At 65.4% G+C, this 17,034-nt stretch carries 18 protein-coding genes and 1 pseudogene; 6 read left to right on the top strand and 13 right to left on the bottom strand.

The genetic code is table 11. The features are described 5' to 3' along the window. Positions 1 to 248, top strand: a pseudogene (locus F3J17_RS30245) (phosphoribosyltransferase); the annotation flags it as partial. 34 nt (positions 249 to 282) lie between these two features. Here F3J17_RS30245 and F3J17_RS30240 read toward each other — a convergent pair. Beyond that, on the bottom strand, positions 283 to 579 hold the full coding sequence (locus tag F3J17_RS30240; protein WP_167068123.1) for a YciI-like protein: 297 nt from the start codon (positions 577 to 579) through the stop codon (positions 283 to 285). A 188-nt stretch (positions 580 to 767) separates the two neighbouring features. Here F3J17_RS30240 and F3J17_RS30235 point away from each other — a divergent pair, with 188 nt between their 5' ends. The 3 genes from F3J17_RS30235 to F3J17_RS30225 all read left to right on the top strand — a co-directional run bounded on the left by F3J17_RS30235 (position 768) and on the right by F3J17_RS30225 (position 2,573). Further along, positions 768 to 1,094: a PsiF family protein gene (locus F3J17_RS30235; protein ID WP_167068120.1), complete on the top strand. Its 327-nt coding sequence runs from the start codon at positions 768 to 770 to the stop codon at positions 1,092 to 1,094. Between the two features lie 285 nt (positions 1,095 to 1,379). Then, positions 1,380 to 1,826 carry a hypothetical protein gene (locus tag F3J17_RS30230; RefSeq protein ID WP_167068117.1) on the top strand — a complete coding sequence of 149 codons (447 nt, stop codon included), beginning with the start codon at positions 1,380 to 1,382 and terminating at the stop codon, positions 1,824 to 1,826. A gap of 159 nt (positions 1,827 to 1,985) precedes the next feature. Next, the gene (locus F3J17_RS30225) at positions 1,986 to 2,573 is read left to right on the top strand and encodes a YSC84-related protein (RefSeq protein ID WP_167068114.1); all 588 of its coding nucleotides are present in this window, start codon (positions 1,986 to 1,988) and stop codon (positions 2,571 to 2,573) included. Positions 2,574 to 2,619: 46 nt separating this feature from the next. Here F3J17_RS30225 and F3J17_RS30220 read toward each other — a convergent pair whose 3' ends face one another. The 10 genes from F3J17_RS30220 to mltG form a co-directional block, all read right to left on the bottom strand. Further along, the gene (locus F3J17_RS30220; RefSeq protein WP_167068111.1) at positions 2,620 to 3,687 is read right to left on the bottom strand and encodes a glycosyltransferase family 4 protein; all 1,068 of its coding nucleotides are present in this window, start codon (positions 3,685 to 3,687) and stop codon (positions 2,620 to 2,622) included. A 288-nt stretch (positions 3,688 to 3,975) separates the two neighbouring features. Beyond that, positions 3,976 to 5,139, bottom strand: coding sequence for an AAA family ATPase (locus F3J17_RS30215; RefSeq protein WP_167068108.1), 1,164 nt, complete (start codon positions 5,137 to 5,139; stop codon positions 3,976 to 3,978). 61 nt (positions 5,140 to 5,200) lie between these two features. Continuing rightward, positions 5,201 to 6,619, bottom strand: a complete 1,419-nt coding sequence (gene otsA, locus F3J17_RS30210) for an alpha,alpha-trehalose-phosphate synthase (UDP-forming) (RefSeq protein ID WP_167068105.1) — start codon at positions 6,617 to 6,619, stop codon at positions 5,201 to 5,203. Positions 6,620 to 6,689: 70 nt separating this feature from the next. Beyond that, entirely contained in the window at positions 6,690 to 7,976 is a 1,287-nt protein-coding gene (locus tag F3J17_RS30205) for a mechanosensitive ion channel domain-containing protein (protein WP_167068102.1), read from the bottom strand. 238 nt (positions 7,977 to 8,214) lie between these two features. Beyond that, positions 8,215 to 8,577: a Rap1a/Tai family immunity protein gene (locus F3J17_RS30200; RefSeq protein ID WP_167068099.1), complete on the bottom strand. Its 363-nt coding sequence runs from the start codon at positions 8,575 to 8,577 to the stop codon at positions 8,215 to 8,217. Positions 8,578 to 8,793: 216 nt separating this feature from the next. Beyond that, positions 8,794 to 9,414 (bottom strand): ankyrin repeat domain-containing protein, encoded by a 621-nt coding sequence (locus tag F3J17_RS30195; RefSeq protein ID WP_240161217.1) that lies wholly within the window; start codon positions 9,412 to 9,414, stop codon positions 8,794 to 8,796. Between the two features lie 162 nt (positions 9,415 to 9,576). After that, positions 9,577 to 10,362, bottom strand: a complete 786-nt coding sequence (locus tag F3J17_RS30190) for a TatD family hydrolase (RefSeq protein ID WP_167068093.1) — start codon at positions 10,360 to 10,362, stop codon at positions 9,577 to 9,579. Positions 10,363 to 10,409: 47 nt separating this feature from the next. After that, entirely contained in the window at positions 10,410 to 11,453 is a 1,044-nt protein-coding gene (locus tag F3J17_RS30185) for a DNA polymerase III subunit delta' (RefSeq protein WP_167068090.1), read from the bottom strand. A gap of 40 nt (positions 11,454 to 11,493) precedes the next feature. Then, positions 11,494 to 12,114 (bottom strand): dTMP kinase, encoded by a 621-nt coding sequence (gene tmk / locus F3J17_RS30180; RefSeq protein WP_167068087.1) that lies wholly within the window; start codon positions 12,112 to 12,114, stop codon positions 11,494 to 11,496. Then, positions 12,115 to 13,125 carry an endolytic transglycosylase MltG gene (mltG, locus tag F3J17_RS30175; protein ID WP_167068084.1) on the bottom strand — a complete coding sequence of 337 codons (1,011 nt, stop codon included), beginning with the start codon at positions 13,123 to 13,125 and terminating at the stop codon, positions 12,115 to 12,117. A gap of 77 nt (positions 13,126 to 13,202) precedes the next feature. Between mltG and F3J17_RS30170 the strand changes: the two genes are divergently transcribed. Both F3J17_RS30170 and F3J17_RS30165 read left to right on the top strand, forming a co-directional pair. Further along, complete coding sequence (locus tag F3J17_RS30170; RefSeq protein ID WP_167068081.1) at positions 13,203 to 14,219, top strand: folate-binding protein YgfZ; 1,017 nt, start codon at positions 13,203 to 13,205, stop codon at positions 14,217 to 14,219. 45 nt (positions 14,220 to 14,264) lie between these two features. Next, the gene (locus F3J17_RS30165; protein WP_167068078.1) at positions 14,265 to 15,101 is read left to right on the top strand and encodes an NRDE family protein; all 837 of its coding nucleotides are present in this window, start codon (positions 14,265 to 14,267) and stop codon (positions 15,099 to 15,101) included. A gap of 13 nt (positions 15,102 to 15,114) precedes the next feature. Here the strand turns inward: F3J17_RS30165 and F3J17_RS30160 are convergent, their stop codons facing one another. Together F3J17_RS30160 and F3J17_RS30155 are read right to left on the bottom strand one after the other, a co-directional pair. Next, positions 15,115 to 16,080 carry an alpha/beta hydrolase gene (locus tag F3J17_RS30160; RefSeq protein ID WP_167068075.1) on the bottom strand — a complete coding sequence of 322 codons (966 nt, stop codon included), beginning with the start codon at positions 16,078 to 16,080 and terminating at the stop codon, positions 15,115 to 15,117. 33 nt (positions 16,081 to 16,113) lie between these two features. After that, positions 16,114 to 16,998, bottom strand: a complete 885-nt coding sequence (locus tag F3J17_RS30155) for an SDR family oxidoreductase (RefSeq protein WP_167068072.1) — start codon at positions 16,996 to 16,998, stop codon at positions 16,114 to 16,116. Between the last annotated feature and the right edge of the window lie 36 nt (positions 16,999 to 17,034).

Here is a 17,034-nt window from a genome sequence, read left to right as displayed (position 1 = left end):
CGCTGGCCTCGCTCGGCCCTGCACGCATCGTCGCGGCGCTGCCGGTGGCCCCGGCGGGCGCACGCGAGCGCCTGGCGGGCATCGTCGACGATCTGGTCTGCGTGAAGATGCCCGTGTCGTTCATGAGCGTCGGCCAGTTCTACGCCGACTTCGATCAGGTCGACGACGAAACCGTGCGTGACCTGCTGCATCGCGCCGCGAACAACCGACCCGGCGGCGATAGCGGCCCTTCAGGCACGTCGCACTAGCCTTCGCACTTCCAGCCGTTGCACGCGCACGGATTCAGCGCACCGGATTCGACGCGTGCTCGCCCACGACGGTCTGCCACGGCCGCACGCGCCATGACCTCACGAGCCCCGCCTGGACATAGGGATCGGCGCGCGCAAAGGCTTCGGCGGCGGCCGGGCTGTCGCCCTGGAACAGCAGCAGCGCATTGTCGACGGGATCCGCGATCGCACCGGCGAGCAGCAGTTCGCCCCGCTCCGCCGCGGCCCACGCTAGCGCCAGATGCGCGCTGCGATGTTCGGCACGACGATCGAGGTAATCGTCGGCGAGTTCGTACATCAGGAGGTAATGCATGGTGTGTCTCCTTGCGCATGGCGCGCCGTGAATGCGATTGTGCCGCAGCGCACGTCAACCGAAGACATCGCCGGTTCGTTTTGAGGGTGGCTTTGCCATAATTGGTTGCGGCGATGGGCGAGTCTGGAAGAAAAAGCGGCCTGCGCACACGACGACCGACAATGTCGATAATCCCATGGGAGTGAACGATGAAGATCCAATCCGTCATTGCTGCAATCGTGCTGGGCGGTGTGTTCGCCGCACCGGCTTTCGCGCAAACCGCTGCTCCGGCCGCCGCTTCCGGCGCCGCCATGAATAGCCAGCAGTCGAAGATGAAGACCTGCAACACGCAGGCCGCCGACAAGAAAGGCGACGATCGCAAGGCCTTCATGAAGCAATGTCTGTCCGCTGCTGGCGCGCCCGCTCCCAAGATGTCGCAGCAAGACCGCATGAAGGCCTGCAACGCGCAAGCCGCCGACAAGAAAGGCGACGACCGCAAGGCCTTCATGAAGACCTGCCTCTCGACCAAGAGCTGATTTCACCGCCTCCAGATCCGCCAGGCATTCCTGATCAACCTGGCGGTTTTCGGAAAATTGCTATTCGACGACGCGCCCCAGCTCATGCTGCGGCGCGTCGTTTTTTTGGCGCCGGGCATAAGCAAGGACTGCCCACGACGATGTGCCGTTTTTCTCCTATGATGGCTCCAGCGGCCCGGGTCCTTACATCAAACGTCGATCGCCACCGGGCCGACACATAAGCCCACATAAAAACGCAGACAGGCTGGTCCTGGTTGATGCCATCGGCATCGAACGGAGGCGCAGATGGCATGGAGACACAAGAATCGCTGGTTTCGCCGCTGGATGCTGGTGATGGTGTTCTGGCTGGTGCCCGTGATGATCGTCGTGGTGCGCGAGACCCAGGACGAGATGGCCTATAACCGCGCGGATCTGCAGCGCGCACTCACCTCGTGGACTTTCACCGACGCCGAGCGCAACGCCGGCGCGCCGCAGCATTGTCAGGGCACGCCCGACCAGGCGCGCGCAGCGGGTTGTCCCGCTGCCGTCCTTGCCGAAAACGCCACAGCCCAGCAGGAAGCCCGCGACGAATACGCGCTGCGCCGCGCCACGCTCGTGCGCTATCTCTGGCATGCCTTCGTCGGTTACTGGGTGGTGCCGGCGGTGGCGTTGCTCGCACTCGGCATGCTGCTTGGCGCGGTGCGACGCGCGCTGCGCCGCCCTCCCGCTGCCAAGGCGGTTAGCGAACCTTGAATCAGGCCAGGCGCCGTCCAGCAAGGCGCGGCGGCGCTGCGCGAATTCCGTGCCCGCTCCGAAAGGTCATTTGAATCGCTGTGCTATAACGACGAGGCTGATCCGTGATCGGCAGCGCCGCAGCGGTTCGGCTTTCCGGAACACAGAACGGAGAACAACATGCAAGGACGTCGCTTCATCCTGAGGACTTCTGTCGCCATCGCGCTGGCCGGCGCGGCGCTCGCAGGCTGCTCCACCACGGGCAGCACACCGCCGAATGAACAAACCGACGCGTCGCGCCGTCAGGCGATCGACGCCAGCGTCGACGGCACGCTGTCGCGCCTCTACCAGACCGTGCCGGGTGCGCGCGAACTGGTGGGCAAGGCCCACGGCATTCTCGTCTTCCCGAAGGTGATTCAGGCCGGCATCGGCATTGGCGGCGAACACGGCGACGGTGCGTTGCGCGTGGGCGGCAGCACAGTGGGCTACTACAGCACCACCGGCGCGTCGGTGGGCGCGACGCTCGGCATGCAGTCGAAGGCCGTGGTCTATCTCTTCATGACGGAAGATGCGCTCAACCGGCTGCATACCTCCGAAGGCTGGTCGGTGGGCGGCGATGCTTCGGTCGCGCTGGTGAAGGTCGGCGCCAATGGCTCGATCGACACCACCACCGCCGTCAAGCCCGTCGAAGTCTTCGTGCTGACCAACAGTGGCCTGATCGGCGATCTTTCGCTGGGCACCACCAAGATCACGCAGTTGAAGCTGTAATAGCGGTTCGCGTACGTCCGCGCCGTGTGATTGCGCGCTTCACCGCTCAGGTCGCGGACGTATCTATCACCTTGAAGCGCGAGCGTTTATTCGCGCGAATCACCGCCTGATACGCCTCCACGTACTGTTGCGCCATGCGATGCGAGGTGAAGCGTTCCTCGAAGCGACGGCGCACGCCCGCACGCGGCACACGCGACAGACGGTTCACCGCGGCCAGCGCGCCCACTTCATCTTCGACGATAAAACCCGACACGCCATCGTCCACCACCTCCGGCACCGCACCGCGATTAAACGCGATCACCGGCGTGCCGCAGGCCATCGCCTCGATCATGACGAGGCCGAACGGTTCGGGCCAGTCGATCGGAAACAGCAGCGCATGCGCGCCCGAGAGGAATTCGGCCTTCTGGCTATCGTTGATTTCGCCGACGAACTCCACGTTCGGCAACGCGAACAGCGGCTTGATCTGGCGTTCGAAATATTCGCGGTCGGCTTCGTCGACCTTGGCGGCAATGCGGATCGGCAGGCCGCAGCGCTGCGCGATGCGAATCGCCGTATCGACGCGCTTTTCCGGCGAAATGCGCCCGAGAAAGGCCAGATAACGCTGCTCGACGGGCTGCGGCGTGTAGAGATGTTCCGGCAGACCGTGATACACCGTGCGCAGCCAGTGAGCCTGCGGCATCGGCTGGCGCTGCGCATTGGAAATCGAGATCACGGGTGCGGTGTCGAAAGTGTCGAACACCGGCTGCTGCTCGGGCAGATCGAGACGCCCATGCAGCGTGGTGACGAACGGCGTTTCCTGGCGTTTGAACACCGAAAACGAGTAGTAGTCCATATGGAAGTGCAGCACGTCGAACTGGTCGGCCTGACGGCGCACCAGTTCCATCAGCAGCATATGCGGTGCAACCCGGTCGCGGATCGCGGGATCGAGCCGCAGCGCACGCGGCCAGACCGGTTCGAGCTTCGCGCTCGTCACGGAATCGCCGCTCGCGAACAGCGTAACGTCGTGACCGAGATCGACCAGCGCCTCGGTGATGTACGACACGGCGCGTTCCGTGCCGCCATAAAGCTTGGGCGGAACCGATTCGGTCAGCGGAGCGATCTGCGCAATTCTCATCGGGTGTCTCCAGAGTTCGGCCAGGCGTATCTGGCGATCGGGTTAGCCACGGCTTGGATAAGCAAACGTTCCGCACATTGCGCGCCTGATCGCCGCCCAAAAAGCTCAGATCATTGTAAGCGAGCCGTCACAAAACAGACATGGCGCAAACCCGCGGCTGCGCCTGGTCGGGGGACGGATCGCGCGAGCACGCTCCGGCACATTGGCAAAAAACCATTATTCGGCAATCGCCTGCGCCGCGCCCCCGCTCTTGCAATTTTTCATATCGGCTTACATGCAGATACAGCTTTAGCGCGCGGGCCACTTCCAGGCCGGGATGTCGAGCGCATCCGGATCGGCGAAGGTCGTCGCACCCAGCCGCCGCTCCAGCACGATGGACTGGCTGCCGGCCTCGCGTTCGAGCGCCGCCACCAGCCGCGCCGCGTGCGAGACCACCAGCACCTGTGATTGCGTCGATGCCCGCGCAATCAGACGCGCGAGCGACGGCAGCAGATCGGGATGCAGGCTGGTTTCCGGCTCGTCGAGCACTAGCAGCGCGGGCGGGCGCGGGCTGAGCAGCGCCGCGGCCAAAAGCAGATAGCGCAAGGTGCCGTCTGACAGTTCCGCGCCGCGCAGCGCTCGCAACAGCCCTTCCTGGCGCAGCGCCACTTCGAAACGCCCTTCGTGATTGACGATTTCGACCCGCGCGCCGGGAAACGCATCGCCAATGGCCGCATCTAGCGCCGCGCCATCGCCGATCTCGCGGATCGTCTGCAATGCCGCGGCGAGATTCGCGCCGTCGTCGGCGAGCACCGGTGAATGCGTGCCGATCTGCACCTGGCGAGCCGCCGCGTGCTGATCGGTGCGGAAATGATCGTAGAAGCGCCACGAGCGGATCTGCTCGCGCACCGCGATCATCTCGGGCGCGCTGCGCGGGTCGGCGTACTCGGTCATCATGCTGTCGAAGCTCGCCACGGGCTGCGCGAGCGTCGACCAATCCTTGTCGTCGCGGATGCGGATCATCGGCCCTTGACGATCGACGAGCAACGCCGATGGACGCAGCACCGGTCCGCTCCAGATGCACTCGCGCTTGATGACGGGATCGAGCGAGAACTGCGAAGTGGACGCGGGCGGCGGCAAGCCCAGATCGATTGCGTAGCCGAAGGTCTCGCCCGCGAAGCCGAGCTTGAGACTCACCGCGTCCTTGCGCACGGTGCCTTGCACGTCGTGCTCGCCTGCCGCGACCGCGCGCGAAAAACGTTCGGGACCGGCCCAGAGCGTCGATTGAAGTCCGCCCTCGCGCGCCAGCGACGGGATCACGCCGCCGCGCGCGGTCAGCGCGAGCAGGCGCAACGCCCGATAGAGATTGGACTTGCCGCTGCCGTTCGGGCCGGTAATGACGTTGAGCGGCCCAAGCGGCACGATAAGCTCGCGCAGCGAGCGATAGTTGGCGATGGCGAGCGTGGTGAGCATGAAACGTCGAAGAGGCAAGGATCAACGCCGGATCATACTCAATCGCCCCGCGTAGCCAGGCTCAGCGCGGCTGCGGCACCTTCGCCAGATCGCTCAGGAAGCGGTCGCGCCACACGCCCAGATCGTTGTGGCGCAGCGCTTCCATATTGGTTTCGTAGCGCGCCTGGCGCTCGGCGAGCGGCATCGACAGTGCGCGCTCCAGCGCCTCCGACATGCCCGCAGCGTCGTGCGGATTGACCAGCAGCGCGCCGCTCAGCTCCGCCGCCGCGCCCGCGAAAATCGACAGCACCAGCACGCCAGGATCGTCGGGATTCTGTGCGGCGACGTATTCCTTCGCGACCAGATTCATCCCATCGTGCAGCGGCGTGACGTAGCCGACCTGCGATTCGCGGAACAGCGACATCAGCTTCCAGCGGTCGTACTGCTGGCTCAGATAGCGGATCGGCGTGTAATCGAGTCCGGAGTAGCGCCCGTTGATGCGCCCCGCCTCGCGCTCCAGCTCCTCGCGGATCACCTTGTAGCTGGCCACGTCCGAACGCGTGGGCGGCGCAATCTGCACGAGCGTGACCTTGCCGCGCCATTCGGGCGAATGTTCGAGCAGTTGTTCGAAGGCATGAAAACGCTCGACGAGACCCTTCGAATAATCGAGCCGATCCACGCTCATGATGAGCTTGCGGCCTTCGAGACTCTGCTTGAGGTCGAGCACATGCTGGCGGCTCTCATAGCGCGCGGCCTGTTCGGCGATCTCGTCGGGAAACACGCCGATGCGATAGACGCCGGTGCGCAGCTTGCGCCCATAGGCTTCGATTTCGCCCTCGTGTTCGCCTTGCTTGCCCTTCTCGCCGAGTTCGCGCACGACGCCGCGCGCCTCGCGCGCCATATAATCGTGAAACGCCTGCTGGTCGTTGCGCGTCTGGAAGCCGAGCAGGTCATAGCAGCACAGCGACTTCACCAGTTCATCGTGCGGCGGAATCGTCTGCAACACTTGCGGCGACGGAAACGGAATATGCAGGAAGAAGCCGATGCGGTTGCGCACGCCTTCGGCGCGCAGCGCTTCCGCGAACGGGATCAGATGGTAGTCGTGCACCCAGATGATGTCGTCGGGCTCGATCAGCTTGATGAGCTTGTGCGCAAGCCACGCGTTGACGCGCCGGTAGCCCGCGTATTCGTCGCGCTCGTAGCGTGCGAGGTCGTTGCGGTAGTGAAACACCGGCCACAGCGTGGCGTTCGAAAAACCGCGGTAGTACTGGTCGTAATCCTTCTTCGTCAGGCCGACCGTCGCGAAGGTGACCGCGCCTTCCTGCACGAGTGTGGGACCGGCGTTCGCCACCGTCTCGCTCACCACGTCGCCGCTCCAGCCAAACCACACGCCGCCCGCGTCCTTGAGCGCGCCAAACACGCCAACGGCGAGGCCTCCTGCTGAGCCCTTGGTCTCCGTGGGCGTCGCCACGCGGTTCGAGACGACTATCAGCCTGGCCATCGTTGCCCTCCTTTGCGCATCATCTACCCTGTTTCCTCTGTTATAGGTTCTTGGCGCGCCCATGGATGATTCAGCGCGCCGCCGGTTCCTCCTCCGCCTGCTCCACCTGATCCACCATCGCGCGGTCCTGTCCTGCGCGCAGGCTGCTGCCCGCCACCGGATCGGCTTCGGTGTGCGCGGCCGTGCTCGACGCGGGCTCCGCGGGCGGCCGCCATGGCGGCATCGGGCGCTGCGCTGCTTGCGTCGCATCACCGGACGGCTCGAACACGCCGCCGTCGATCTGTGCCGCGACCTCGGCGCGCGCCTTCGGCAAGTACTGCGGGTAGCGCGCATTGACGAAATCGAGCAGCCCTTCGCGCACGCGGCAACGCAGATCCCAGTTCAGCCCCGAATCCTGCGAACTCACCAGCACGCGCAACTGCATCGCGCGCTCGTTGGCATCGGTGACCTGCAACACCTGCACGCGTCGGTCCCATTCGGGCGCATGCTCGACGATGCGCGCCAGCTCCTCGCGCAGCGGCGCAAGCGGCATGCGGTAGTCGAGCCACAGAAACACCGAACCGATGATCTGCGAACTGCTGCGCGTCCAGTTCGTGAACGGATTCTCGATAAACCACTGCAACGGCACGATCAACCGACGCTGATCCCAGATGCGAACCGATACATACGTGCCGGTAATTTCTTCGACACGCCCCCACTCGCCCTGGATCACCACCACATCGTCGAGGCGAATGGGTTGCGAAATCGCGATCTGCAAGCCCGCAATCAGATTGCCTAGCACGGGGCGTGCCGCGATACCGGCAACCAGTCCGGCGACACCCGCCGAAGCCAGCAGGCTCGCGCCGATCTGACGCACGTTGGGAAAGGTCATGAGCGCCGCGCCCACGCCGAAGATGACGATCACGACCATCACCGTGCGCGCCAGCACGCGCGCCTGGGTGTGGATGCGGCGCGCGTGAAGGTTATCGGCGATATCGAGCGGATGCGCGGCGACGATGGCCTCGCCGATGGCCGCCGCGCAGCGCACCGACAGCCACGTGATCGCGCCGACCAGCGCGAAGGCGCACAGCTCGCGCAAGGTCGAGATAAAGCGCAGCGCATCGGGCGCCTGCCACCAGACGAATTCCAGCGCGACCACGCCGAGCACCACACGTGCGGGCTGATGCACGTAGCGCACGAAGACGCTCACATGCGGATAAGGCCGCGCGATGCGGCGCACGACGCGCGCGCCCAGCCAGTGAAGCGAAAACGCGAAGGCCATCGCCAGCGCGCTGACGATCAGCGTGCCGAGCCAGTTTTGTAACGGCGCGTCGGCCAGACGCGCGGCGAAATCCTGGAGTGAATCGAGAGTGAGCATGGGCGGCCAGTTCCTCCTGAATGGTCGAAATGGACGGAAATCGCGGGCGAAAAGCGGCGCTGCGCCGCAACACGCGCTGCTCGTCAATCGACTGAGGAATGAGCCGTAGGTTCAACGGCGAGGACACGCGGCTGCGCGCATAGGCGCGCAGCCGGTTAAAGAATGCTGGCTTAAAACAGCGTCAGATCCGTGATCGGACCTTGTACAACCCTGGCTTCGAAAGCCTGGTCGGTTTGCTTCAGCTACCGCTACCCGTCTTGCAGGGAAATGCCTTGCCCAGGCCCAGCGAGATCGCCGTGCTGGCGTTGTAGCCGGCCACGTTGGGATTGTCGGCGATGTATTTACGCACCGCGTCGGTGAGCTGCGCGGAACGCGCATCTGGCGGCAAACAGAAATACTGGCCGACACGCGGACCGGTCGTACCGCCGATCGCGTCGATGGTGTTGAAAATGCCGTCGGCTGCCCCTTCGATGTAGGCCGCACAGGCGCTACGCGAGGCTACGTCGGTTTTCGAGCAAAGGCGGTTGAGGTCGCTGGCGGTGAATGCGAAAGCCGAGAGCGGCAACATGAGCGCGCCGGCGCAGAACAGAGCCCGCAGCATGGTTCTCCTTGATTCGTCGTGTGGGGCGGCGCCCCCGCGCCGCGTGCCGGTCACTGGCGCGAGCCGGTGGAGGCGTCGGCAGCGAAAGGCAATTCCGCTATTGTGCACTGTTTTTCCGGACTGCCGTGCGGCTGACCGCCTGTAGCGTCCTTTATACGGGGGCCGTGAGCCTGAGCCCACGCCCGCCTGATCCTTTTATTGCATGTTCTCGCGGTATTACTGCGCCGCCTGACCCATACGCGCCGACAGATCCTTGATCGCATCCGGCGCCTTGTACTGCTTGGCGAAATCGAGCGCGGTCATGCCGATCTGGTTCTTGGCCTGCAGGTTCGCGCCGTGGTCGAGCAGCAGCTTGGCGGTGCTCATGTGATCGCCGCGCGCGGCCATCATCAGCGGCGTCGTGCCGTTGGGCGACGGTGCGTTCACATCAGCCGAATAGCCGATCAGCAGCTTCGCCACGTCGTCGTTGCCGTTGGCGGCGGCGTAGTGCAGCGGCGTCCAGCCTTGCTTGTTGACGTTCGCGCCCTTGGTGATGAGCAGCTTGACGAGATCGACGTCGCCGTTGAGCGAGGCCAGCATCAGCGCGTTCTCGCCGGCCTTGTCTTCGGCGTTGATCTTCGTATTCGGATTGTCGAGCAGCAGCGCGGCGACCTTGTCCGACTTTTCGCGCGCGGCCAGCACGAGCAGCGGCATACCTTGATCGTCCGTGGCGTTGGGGTCCTGGCCGTTCGCGATGTCCTTGGCGACGCCCTTGTCGTCGTCGAACTTCACGCCCTTCACGAGCGAGTCGATCGGCGCGGCAAAGGCCGGCGCGCTCGCGAAGAAGGCCGTGCCCATGGCAATGGCGAGCGCGGCAGCGACGGAGGACTTAAGCGAATTCAGGTTCATGTCAGGCCTTAACGTTTTTCGATATCTGATTGATAACTTGCTGATAAAACGGATCTAGCAGCAGGATTTGCCAGCAGGCGGACGGCGTTTTAACCGGTGAGCGTAAAAGCGTCAGGCCGGAACCGGAATCTTGAACAGCCGGAAAAAGTTCTGCGTGGTGGCAGCGCCGAGTTCGGCGTCCGGCAATCCGCGTTGCTGGGCAATGAATCTTCCGACATGGCTGACGTACGCAGGTTCATTCGGTTTGCCCCTAAATGGCACCGGCGCGAGATAAGGCGAATCCGTTTCGATCAGCAAACGCTCCAGCGGCACGCGGCGCGCGACGTCCTGCACCTCGGTCGCGCTCTTGAACGTGACGATCCCCGACAGCGAAATGTAAAAATTCTGCGCGATGGCGCGTTCGGCGATAGCCCACGGCTCCGTGAAGCAGTGCATCACGCCGCCCGGCTCCCCGGCGCGCTCCTCTTCCATGATGCGCAGCGTGTCTTCGGAGGACGCGCGCGTATGGATGATGAGCGGCTTGCCCGTCGCATGCGCGGCGCGGATGTGGTTGCGAAAGCGCTCGCGCTGCCACTCCATGTCCTCGATCGTGCGTTCGCCCAGGCGATAGTAATCGAGCCCCGTTTCGCCGATCGCCACCACCTTGGGATGCTTCGCCAGTTCGACGAGATCGGCGACGGAAGGCTCCTGCACGTCTTCGTGGTCCGGATGCACGCCGACGGACGCGTAGACGTTCTCGAAGCGGCTCGCGATGTCGAGCACCGAAGGCAGCGTCTCCAGATCGACCGAGACGCACAGCGCGTGCGTGACGTCCTGCGCGCGCATGTTTTCGAGCACCTGGGGCAAGCGGTCGGCCAGGCCTTCGAAATTGATGTGGCAATGCGAATCGACAAACATGAGCGGTCCTGCGAAGAAAAACGGGAAGTTAGCGCCTGAAGCGAGGCTCAGGCAAACATTTCACGATAGCCGAGAAACAGTTCCTCGAACACGAGGCGCGCATTCAGCGGGTGGTTCTCGACGGCGCGCTGGCGCGTCACGGTCTTGAGATAACGCGCGAGTGCAGGCGCGTCGACTTTGCCCGCGCAGCGCGACAGCGCATCCGCCGACTGCGGGTAATAGCGCGGGCGTCCTGCCGTGCGTTCAGCGAGCAGATCGTAGGCCCAGCGCTGCAACCAGCCGAGCACCAGCGGCACCGGCAGCTTCTGCAATGTCTCGCCGCAGGCGAAAGCGTCGCAGTTCGGCCCGGCCGCAAGCTGGGCAAGGGTCCAGTCGCGCAGCGTGCGGTTCTCGTCGCTTGCGAGCGCCAGCGCCGCAAGCGGCGCACCGCCCGCCTCGGCCAGCAGGCCCGCCGGGTCGGCCACGCCCTGCTGCGCGAGCCAGGCTTGCGCCTGCTGCGGCGAAGGCGTGCCCATCGGCCATTGGCGGCAGCGGCTGATGATGGTCGGCAACAGGCGGTCGATGCGCGCGGAAACGAGCACGAACACCACGCTCGCGGGCGGTTCTTCGAGCGTCTTCAGCAGCGCATTGGCCGCCGCGACATTGAGCGCCTCGGCCGGATACAGCACCACCACGCGCGAGCCGCCCCGGTGCGAACCGACGCTCGTGAAGTCCAGCAGCGCGCGCACCTGCTCGATGCGGATTTCCTTGCTGGGCGTGCGCGACTTCTTGCCTTCATCGCCATCGGCCTTGTCGGCTTTGGCGTCGTCCTTGTCGTCGCCGCCCGTTGGGCCGACGAGACTCGCCAGCGCTTCGGGCACCACCGCGCGGTAATCGGGGTGATTGCCCTGCGCGAACCAGTTGCAGGCCGCACAGGCGCCGCACGGCTGGCCATCGGCTTGCGGCGACTCGCACAGCAGCCCCTTCGCCAGATGTTGCGCGAATTCCAGCTTGCCAATGCCGCCCTGCCCATGCAGCAGCAGCGCGTGCGGCCAGTGGCTGCGCAACTGCTGCAGGCGTTCCCAATCTCCGCTTTGCCAGGGATAAATCATGTGTCAAATCAGCCAGTTAGCAACCAGTTAGGATCGCAGCTCAGAAGGCGGCGATCACCTGTTCGAGCTTGCGGCGGATCTCTTCGATGCTCTGCGACGAATCGACGATCGCAAAGCGATACGGCGCTTCTTCGGCGCGGCGCAGGTATTCGGCGCGCGTGCGGGTGAAGAAGGCGTCGGTTTCGCTTTCGAAGCGATCCGGCGCGCGCGCGGCGCCACGGCGCTCGCTCGCGGTATCGGGGTCGATATCGAACAGCACCGTCAGATCGGGCTGGAAACCGCCCTGCACCCAGCGCTCCAGCGTTTCGAGCTTGTCGCGCGGCAGACCGCGGCCGCCGCCCTGATAGGCGAAGGTCGCGTCGGTGAAGCGGTCGGACAGTACCCAGTCGCCGCGTGCGAGCGCCGGTTCGATCACGCGTGCGAGGTGTTCGCGGCGCGCCGCGAACATCAGCAGCGCCTCGGTTTCGAGGTCCATCGGCTCATTGAGCAGGATCTCGCGCAGCTTTTCGCCCATCGGCGTGCCGCCCGGTTCGCGCGTCATGACCACGGTGCGTCCGGCGGCGGCGAGCTTCTGTTCGAGTTGCTCGCGAAACCACGCCAGATGCGTGGTCTTGCCCGCGCCGTCGATGCCCTCGAACGTGATGAATCGGCCCCGCGCCATTTAGTTACCCCGGATGTACTTGTCGACGGCCTTGTTATGGTCGACGAGATTGTCAGAAAAAACGCTGCTGCCGTCGCCGCGCGCCACGAAATACAGCGCGGCGGTCGCGGCGGGATTGAGCGCCGCCTGCAGCGAGGCGGCGCCGGGCAGCGCGATTGGAGTCGGCGGCAGCCCGAGGCGCAGGTACGTATTGTAAAGAGTGTCGACCTGCAGATCGCGCTTGTGCAGACGCCCCAGATAGCTTTCGCCCATCCCGTAGATCACCGACGGATCGGTCTGCAACGGCATCCCCACCTTGAGCCGGTTCGTGAAGACGGCCGCCACCTGCGCGCGGTCGCCCGCCTTGCCGGTTTCCTTTTCGACCAGCGAGGCCAGCGTGAGCGCCTCGTAGGGCGACTTCAGCGGCAGGCCCGGCGCGCGCGCCGCCCACACCTCGTTCAGATGCGTCTGCATCAGCTTGTAGGCGCGGCGGTAGACGTCCAGATCGCTCGAACCCTTGTCGAACAGGTAGGTGTCCGGGAAGAACAGGCCTTCGCCGCTGCCTTGCGGGGCCGGCGGCGCGCCGATCGCGGCCAGCAGCTGCGCGTCGGTCATGGCGGCGCTGTCGTGGCTCAAGGCCGGATTGGCGTCGAGTTCCTGACGCATGTGCTTGAAGGTCCAGCCTTCGATGATGGTCGCGACGTATTCGTTGACGTCGCCAAGCGCCATCTTCTGCAATACCTGATACGGCGTGATGCCCGCCTTGAATTCGTAGTTGCCCGATTTGAGCTGGCTTTGCAGGCCGAGCACGCGCGTCATCAGCACGAACAACTGGGGCTGGACCGGCACGCCGCCGCGACGCAATTGCGTGGTGACGCTACGCACCGAACTGTGCGGCTTGATGGTGACGTCGAGCTGCTGGACGGCAAGCGAGACGGGCTGCGTGGCCCAATATGCAACGCCGCCCGCGGCGGCTGCGCCCAGCACGACGAGCGCTGCGCCCGCTGCAAGGCATTTCTTCAGAAGGGACATGGAAACATGACTCTGGGGGACCTCATATAATAACCGCTTGCCCTCGCTAAAGTCAGGATTGACTGTTCCCCGAATCCATGAACGCACCGCTCGCAGCACAACCGACCCCCGACACCCCTTCCGCGGCCGATTTCGACGCTGTACTCAACGGCGGCGGCTACGCGATCCTGCCGCAGTTCGGCGTGATCGACGCCAACGGCGACGACGCAGCCAGCTTCCTGCACGGCCAGCTCACCAATGACGTTCAGCATCTCGACGTCGCGGGCGCGCGCCTCGCCGGCTACTGCTCGGCCAAAGGTCGCCTGCTCGCCTCCTTCCTCACGTGGAAGACCGGCGAAACCATCCGCCTGCTGATTTCGAAGGACGTACAGGCCGCCGTGCAAAAGCGCCTGTCGATGTTCGTGCTGCGCGCCAAGGCCAAACTCACCGACGACACCGACCGGCTCCTCGTGGTCGGCCTCGCCGGCGACGTGCGCGGCGCGCTCGCACGCGTGTTCGACGCGCTGCCTGACGGCGTGCACGTCAAGGTGGACGATCCCGTCGGCACGCTGATCCGCATGCCCGACGCGGCAGGCCGCCTGCGCTATCTGTGGGTGGGCCCGAAGGAAGCCGTCGAGGCGAAGCTCGCCACGCTGGCTGACGAGATCAAACCGGTGTCGCCCGCCGTGTGGGACTGGCTCGACATCCGCGCGGGCGAGCCGCGCATCACCCAGCCGGTGAGCGAGCAGTTCGTGCCGCAGATGGTCAACTACGACGTGCTCGGCGGCGTGAACTTCAAGAAAGGTTGCTATCCGGGCCAGGAAATCGTCGCGCGCAGCCAGTATCGCGGCACGATCAAGCGCCGCACGGCGCTGGCAAGCGTCGCGGCCGGTCTGGACGCCGCGCACGCAGGCGTGGAGCTGTTCCACTCCGACGATCCGGGCCAGCCCTGCGGCATGATCGTGAACGCCGCGGCCTCGCCGGAAGGCGGCGTCGATCTGCTCGCCGAGATCAAGCTCGCTGCGCTGGAATCGGGTAGCGTCCATCTGGGCGCCGCCGATGGCCCCGCGCTGCGTATCCTGCCGCTGCCCTACGCCCTGCCCACTGAGGTTTGAGGCCTTGACGCCTGCCGTCGCTGCGCCCGAAGGAGACCGCGCGCCATGTGCCTGATCGTATTCGACTGGCGACCGCGCGCGAGCGACGGCGCGCTCTTCACGCTCGCGGCCAACCGCGACGAATTCCTGCGCCGCACCGCCGCGCCGCTGCAATGGTGGGACGACGCGCCCGACGTGCTGGCGGGCCGCGATCTGGTAGGCGGCGGCACGTGGCTGGGCATGACGCGCGGCGGACGCTTCGCCGCGCTTACCAACTACCGCGCGCCGCATGAAATGCGCCCCGACGCGCCCACGCGCGGCACGCTGGTGTCGCGTTGGCTCACGGGCGCGCCCGATCTCCCCGATACGCCGCTCGCCTATCTCGACGAAGTGGCGCGCGAAGGGGATCTGTATAACGGCTTCAATCTGGTCATCGGCGACTGGACGCGGCGCGAGCTGGCCTGGTATTGCAACCGTGCTGATAAAGCGCCCGCGCTGCTGCCGGATGGCACGCACGGCATTTCGAACGCCGTGCTCGATACGCCCTGGCCCAAGCTCGTCCACAAGCGCGCCGAACTCGCGCAGCAAGTGGCGAATGGCTCAGACGTGCCGCTCGATACGCTGATCGAGATCATGCGCGACCCGCGCGTCGCACCCGATGCGCAACTGCCCGCCACCGGCATCCCGCTGGAACGCGAGCGCGCGCTCTCCGCAGCTTTTATCGATACCCCTGATTACGGTACGCGCGGCACGACCGCGCTACGCGTGCGTGTGAACGGCGAGCAACTGGATGTGGCGGTGTGCGAGCGCAGCGACGACGACGGCTCGCACCGCATCAAGCGTCCGGGCGGTTTCGAGCGCCGCGAACACTACACCGTCAGCGCGACGATCAGCAGTTTCTAGCAGGTCACTGAAATCACTGCGCGGCGGCTTCGAACGCCGCGCGCAACGCCTGCGCGGCCTGCGAATGCGCGTGCCGCGCGTCCTCCACGAAAGCGCCCAGCTTGAAGAACTCGTGGATCATGCCGTCATAGCGCACGAGCGTGACCGTGTTGCCTGCTGCGCGCAACTTCTCCGCATACGCCACGCCTTCATCGACTAGCGGATCGAACTCCGCCACCGCGATCCACGCAGGCGCTACGCCATGAAAATCGGGCGCGTCGCGCGTGCCGTCGAGCGGCGAGAAACGCCAGTCGTCGCGATCGGACACATCGCGCACGTAGTGATTGAAGAACCACTGGATCGTGGGTGCATCGAGCAGATAACCCTCGGCGAGACGCTGGTGCGATTCCGTCTGCTGATGACTGCCCGTGCCCGGATAGATCAGCAGCTGGAACACGGGCGCAATAGCCGCATCACGCGCAAGCACGGCGCACACGGTCGCGAGCGTGCCGCCCGCGCTGTCACCGCCCACCGCCAGGCGCGCCGGATCGATGCCGAATTGCGACGCGTGCGCGTGCAGCCACGCGTAGGCGTCGAAGCTGTCATACACGGCAGTCGGGAATTTGTGCTCGGGCGCGAGCCGGTAATCGACGGAAAACACCGCGCAGCCTGCTTCGTGCGCGAAGGTGCGGCACAGCGCATCGTGCGTCTGCACGCTGCCGACCGTGAAGCCGCCGCCATGGAAATAAACCAGCGCGGGAAGCGGCTGCGCCCAATCAGGCTCGACGGGCAGATACAGCCGCGCACGGATCGACGCGCCGTCGCGCACCGGCACGTCGATATCTTCAACCGAATGCATCGGCACGGACGGAATCTCCAGCACCGATGCGCTCTTCTCATAGGCCGCCCGCGCCGCCTGGGGCGTGAGTTCGTAATACGGCTTGCGGCCGGCGCGGGCCACCAGGTCCAGTACGAGTGCGATCTTTGCGTTGAGCGGCATCGGCGAGAGTTCCGGTCGGGGTGCGACTACGTGCTACTCCGCGCGCGCCTCCTTGACTTCGGGCTTGAGCGAGAGCGGATCGGTGGGATTGCGCAGCGTCTCGATGTCTTCGTGACGCAGCTTGACCGACGCGAGTATGCCCGGATGCGTGAGGATATAAAAGCGGCCATCGCGCACGGCATCGAAGGTGGCCTTCGCCACATCGTCGGGCGTCAGGCGGCCCGAGCGCACGGCGCGCTGCAATTGCAGATCGGCGGCCTGCTGCGAGCGCGTGGGCGGCGCGTCGTTGCGCAGATCGTCGGGACGGCTGCGCTCGGCGTTGGCGATGCCGGTCGGCACAAAGGCCGGGCACAGCAGCGAACAGCTGACCTTGTCGCTGACGTTGTGCAGGTCGTGGTAGAGCGTTTCCGTGAGCGCCACCACCGCGTGCTTGGACGCGTTATAGACGGCCATCGCGGGCGGCGACAGCAGCCCCGCCACCGACGCCGTATTGACGATATGCGCGCGCTCGCCCTGCGCGAGCATGGCGGGCGTAAAACTGCGCACGCCATTGGCCACGCCGATCACGTTGACGCCGAACACCCAGTCCCAGTCCTTCGCGCTGCTTTCCCACGTGAAGCCGCCGGTGCCCACGCCCGCATTGTTGAAGAGCAGATGCACCTTGCCGTAAGCATCGAGCGTGGCTTTGGCGAGCGCATCGACTTGCGCCGGATCGCGCACATCGGTGCGCACGCCGATGACTTGCGCGCCCTGCTCGCGCATCGCCGCGACCACGCCTTCGAGCGCATCGGCATCGACATCGGCGAGCACGAGCTTCATGCCGAGCGCGGCGGCCTGCTGCGCGAACGCACGGCCAAAGCCGCTGGCGGCGCCGGTGATGACGGCCACGCGGCCTTCAAACTGGAACGGATCGGACATCGCGTCTCCTTGGTGATTCATTAGGACTACCTATGC

Source organism: Burkholderia sp. Ax-1719, from assembly GCF_011753055.1.
GTDB lineage: Bacteria > Pseudomonadota > Gammaproteobacteria > Burkholderiales > Burkholderiaceae > Paraburkholderia.
Note: the sequence above shows the minus strand (reverse complement) of the source record. Positions and strands in the feature narration are given on the sequence as shown.

Bases quoted from the DNA above. Each gene is read 5' to 3' on its own strand.
- F3J17_RS30240 (WP_167068123.1), bottom strand. From the start codon at position 579: ATGCATTACCTCCTGATGTACGAACTCGCCGACGATTACCTCGATCGT.
- F3J17_RS30235 (WP_167068120.1), top strand. From the start codon at position 768: ATGAAGATCCAATCCGTCATTGCTGCAATCGTGCTGGGCGGTGTGTTC.
- F3J17_RS30230 (WP_167068117.1), top strand. From the start codon at position 1,380: ATGGCATGGAGACACAAGAATCGCTGGTTTCGCCGCTGGATGCTGGTG.
- F3J17_RS30225 (WP_167068114.1), top strand. From the start codon at position 1,986: ATGCAAGGACGTCGCTTCATCCTGAGGACTTCTGTCGCCATCGCGCTG.
- F3J17_RS30220 (WP_167068111.1), bottom strand. From the start codon at position 3,687: ATGAGAATTGCGCAGATCGCTCCGCTGACCGAATCGGTTCCGCCCAAG.
- F3J17_RS30215 (WP_167068108.1), bottom strand. From the start codon at position 5,139: ATGCTCACCACGCTCGCCATCGCCAACTATCGCTCGCTGCGCGAGCTT.
- otsA (WP_167068105.1), bottom strand. From the start codon at position 6,619: ATGGCCAGGCTGATAGTCGTCTCGAACCGCGTGGCGACGCCCACGGAG.
- F3J17_RS30205 (WP_167068102.1), bottom strand. From the start codon at position 7,976: ATGCTCACTCTCGATTCACTCCAGGATTTCGCCGCGCGTCTGGCCGAC.
- F3J17_RS30200 (WP_167068099.1), bottom strand. From the start codon at position 8,577: ATGCTGCGGGCTCTGTTCTGCGCCGGCGCGCTCATGTTGCCGCTCTCG.
- F3J17_RS30195 (WP_240161217.1), bottom strand. From the start codon at position 9,414: ATGGGCACGGCCTTCTTCGCGAGCGCGCCGGCCTTTGCCGCGCCGATC.
- F3J17_RS30190 (WP_167068093.1), bottom strand. From the start codon at position 10,362: ATGTTTGTCGATTCGCATTGCCACATCAATTTCGAAGGCCTGGCCGAC.
- F3J17_RS30185 (WP_167068090.1), bottom strand. From the start codon at position 11,453: ATGATTTATCCCTGGCAAAGCGGAGATTGGGAACGCCTGCAGCAGTTG.
- tmk (WP_167068087.1), bottom strand. From the start codon at position 12,114: ATGGCGCGGGGCCGATTCATCACGTTCGAGGGCATCGACGGCGCGGGC.
- mltG (WP_167068084.1), bottom strand. From the start codon at position 13,125: ATGTCCCTTCTGAAGAAATGCCTTGCAGCGGGCGCAGCGCTCGTCGTG.
- F3J17_RS30170 (WP_167068081.1), top strand. From the start codon at position 13,203: ATGAACGCACCGCTCGCAGCACAACCGACCCCCGACACCCCTTCCGCG.
- F3J17_RS30165 (WP_167068078.1), top strand. From the start codon at position 14,265: ATGTGCCTGATCGTATTCGACTGGCGACCGCGCGCGAGCGACGGCGCG.
- F3J17_RS30160 (WP_167068075.1), bottom strand. From the start codon at position 16,080: ATGCCGCTCAACGCAAAGATCGCACTCGTACTGGACCTGGTGGCCCGC.
- F3J17_RS30155 (WP_167068072.1), bottom strand. From the start codon at position 16,998: ATGTCCGATCCGTTCCAGTTTGAAGGCCGCGTGGCCGTCATCACCGGC.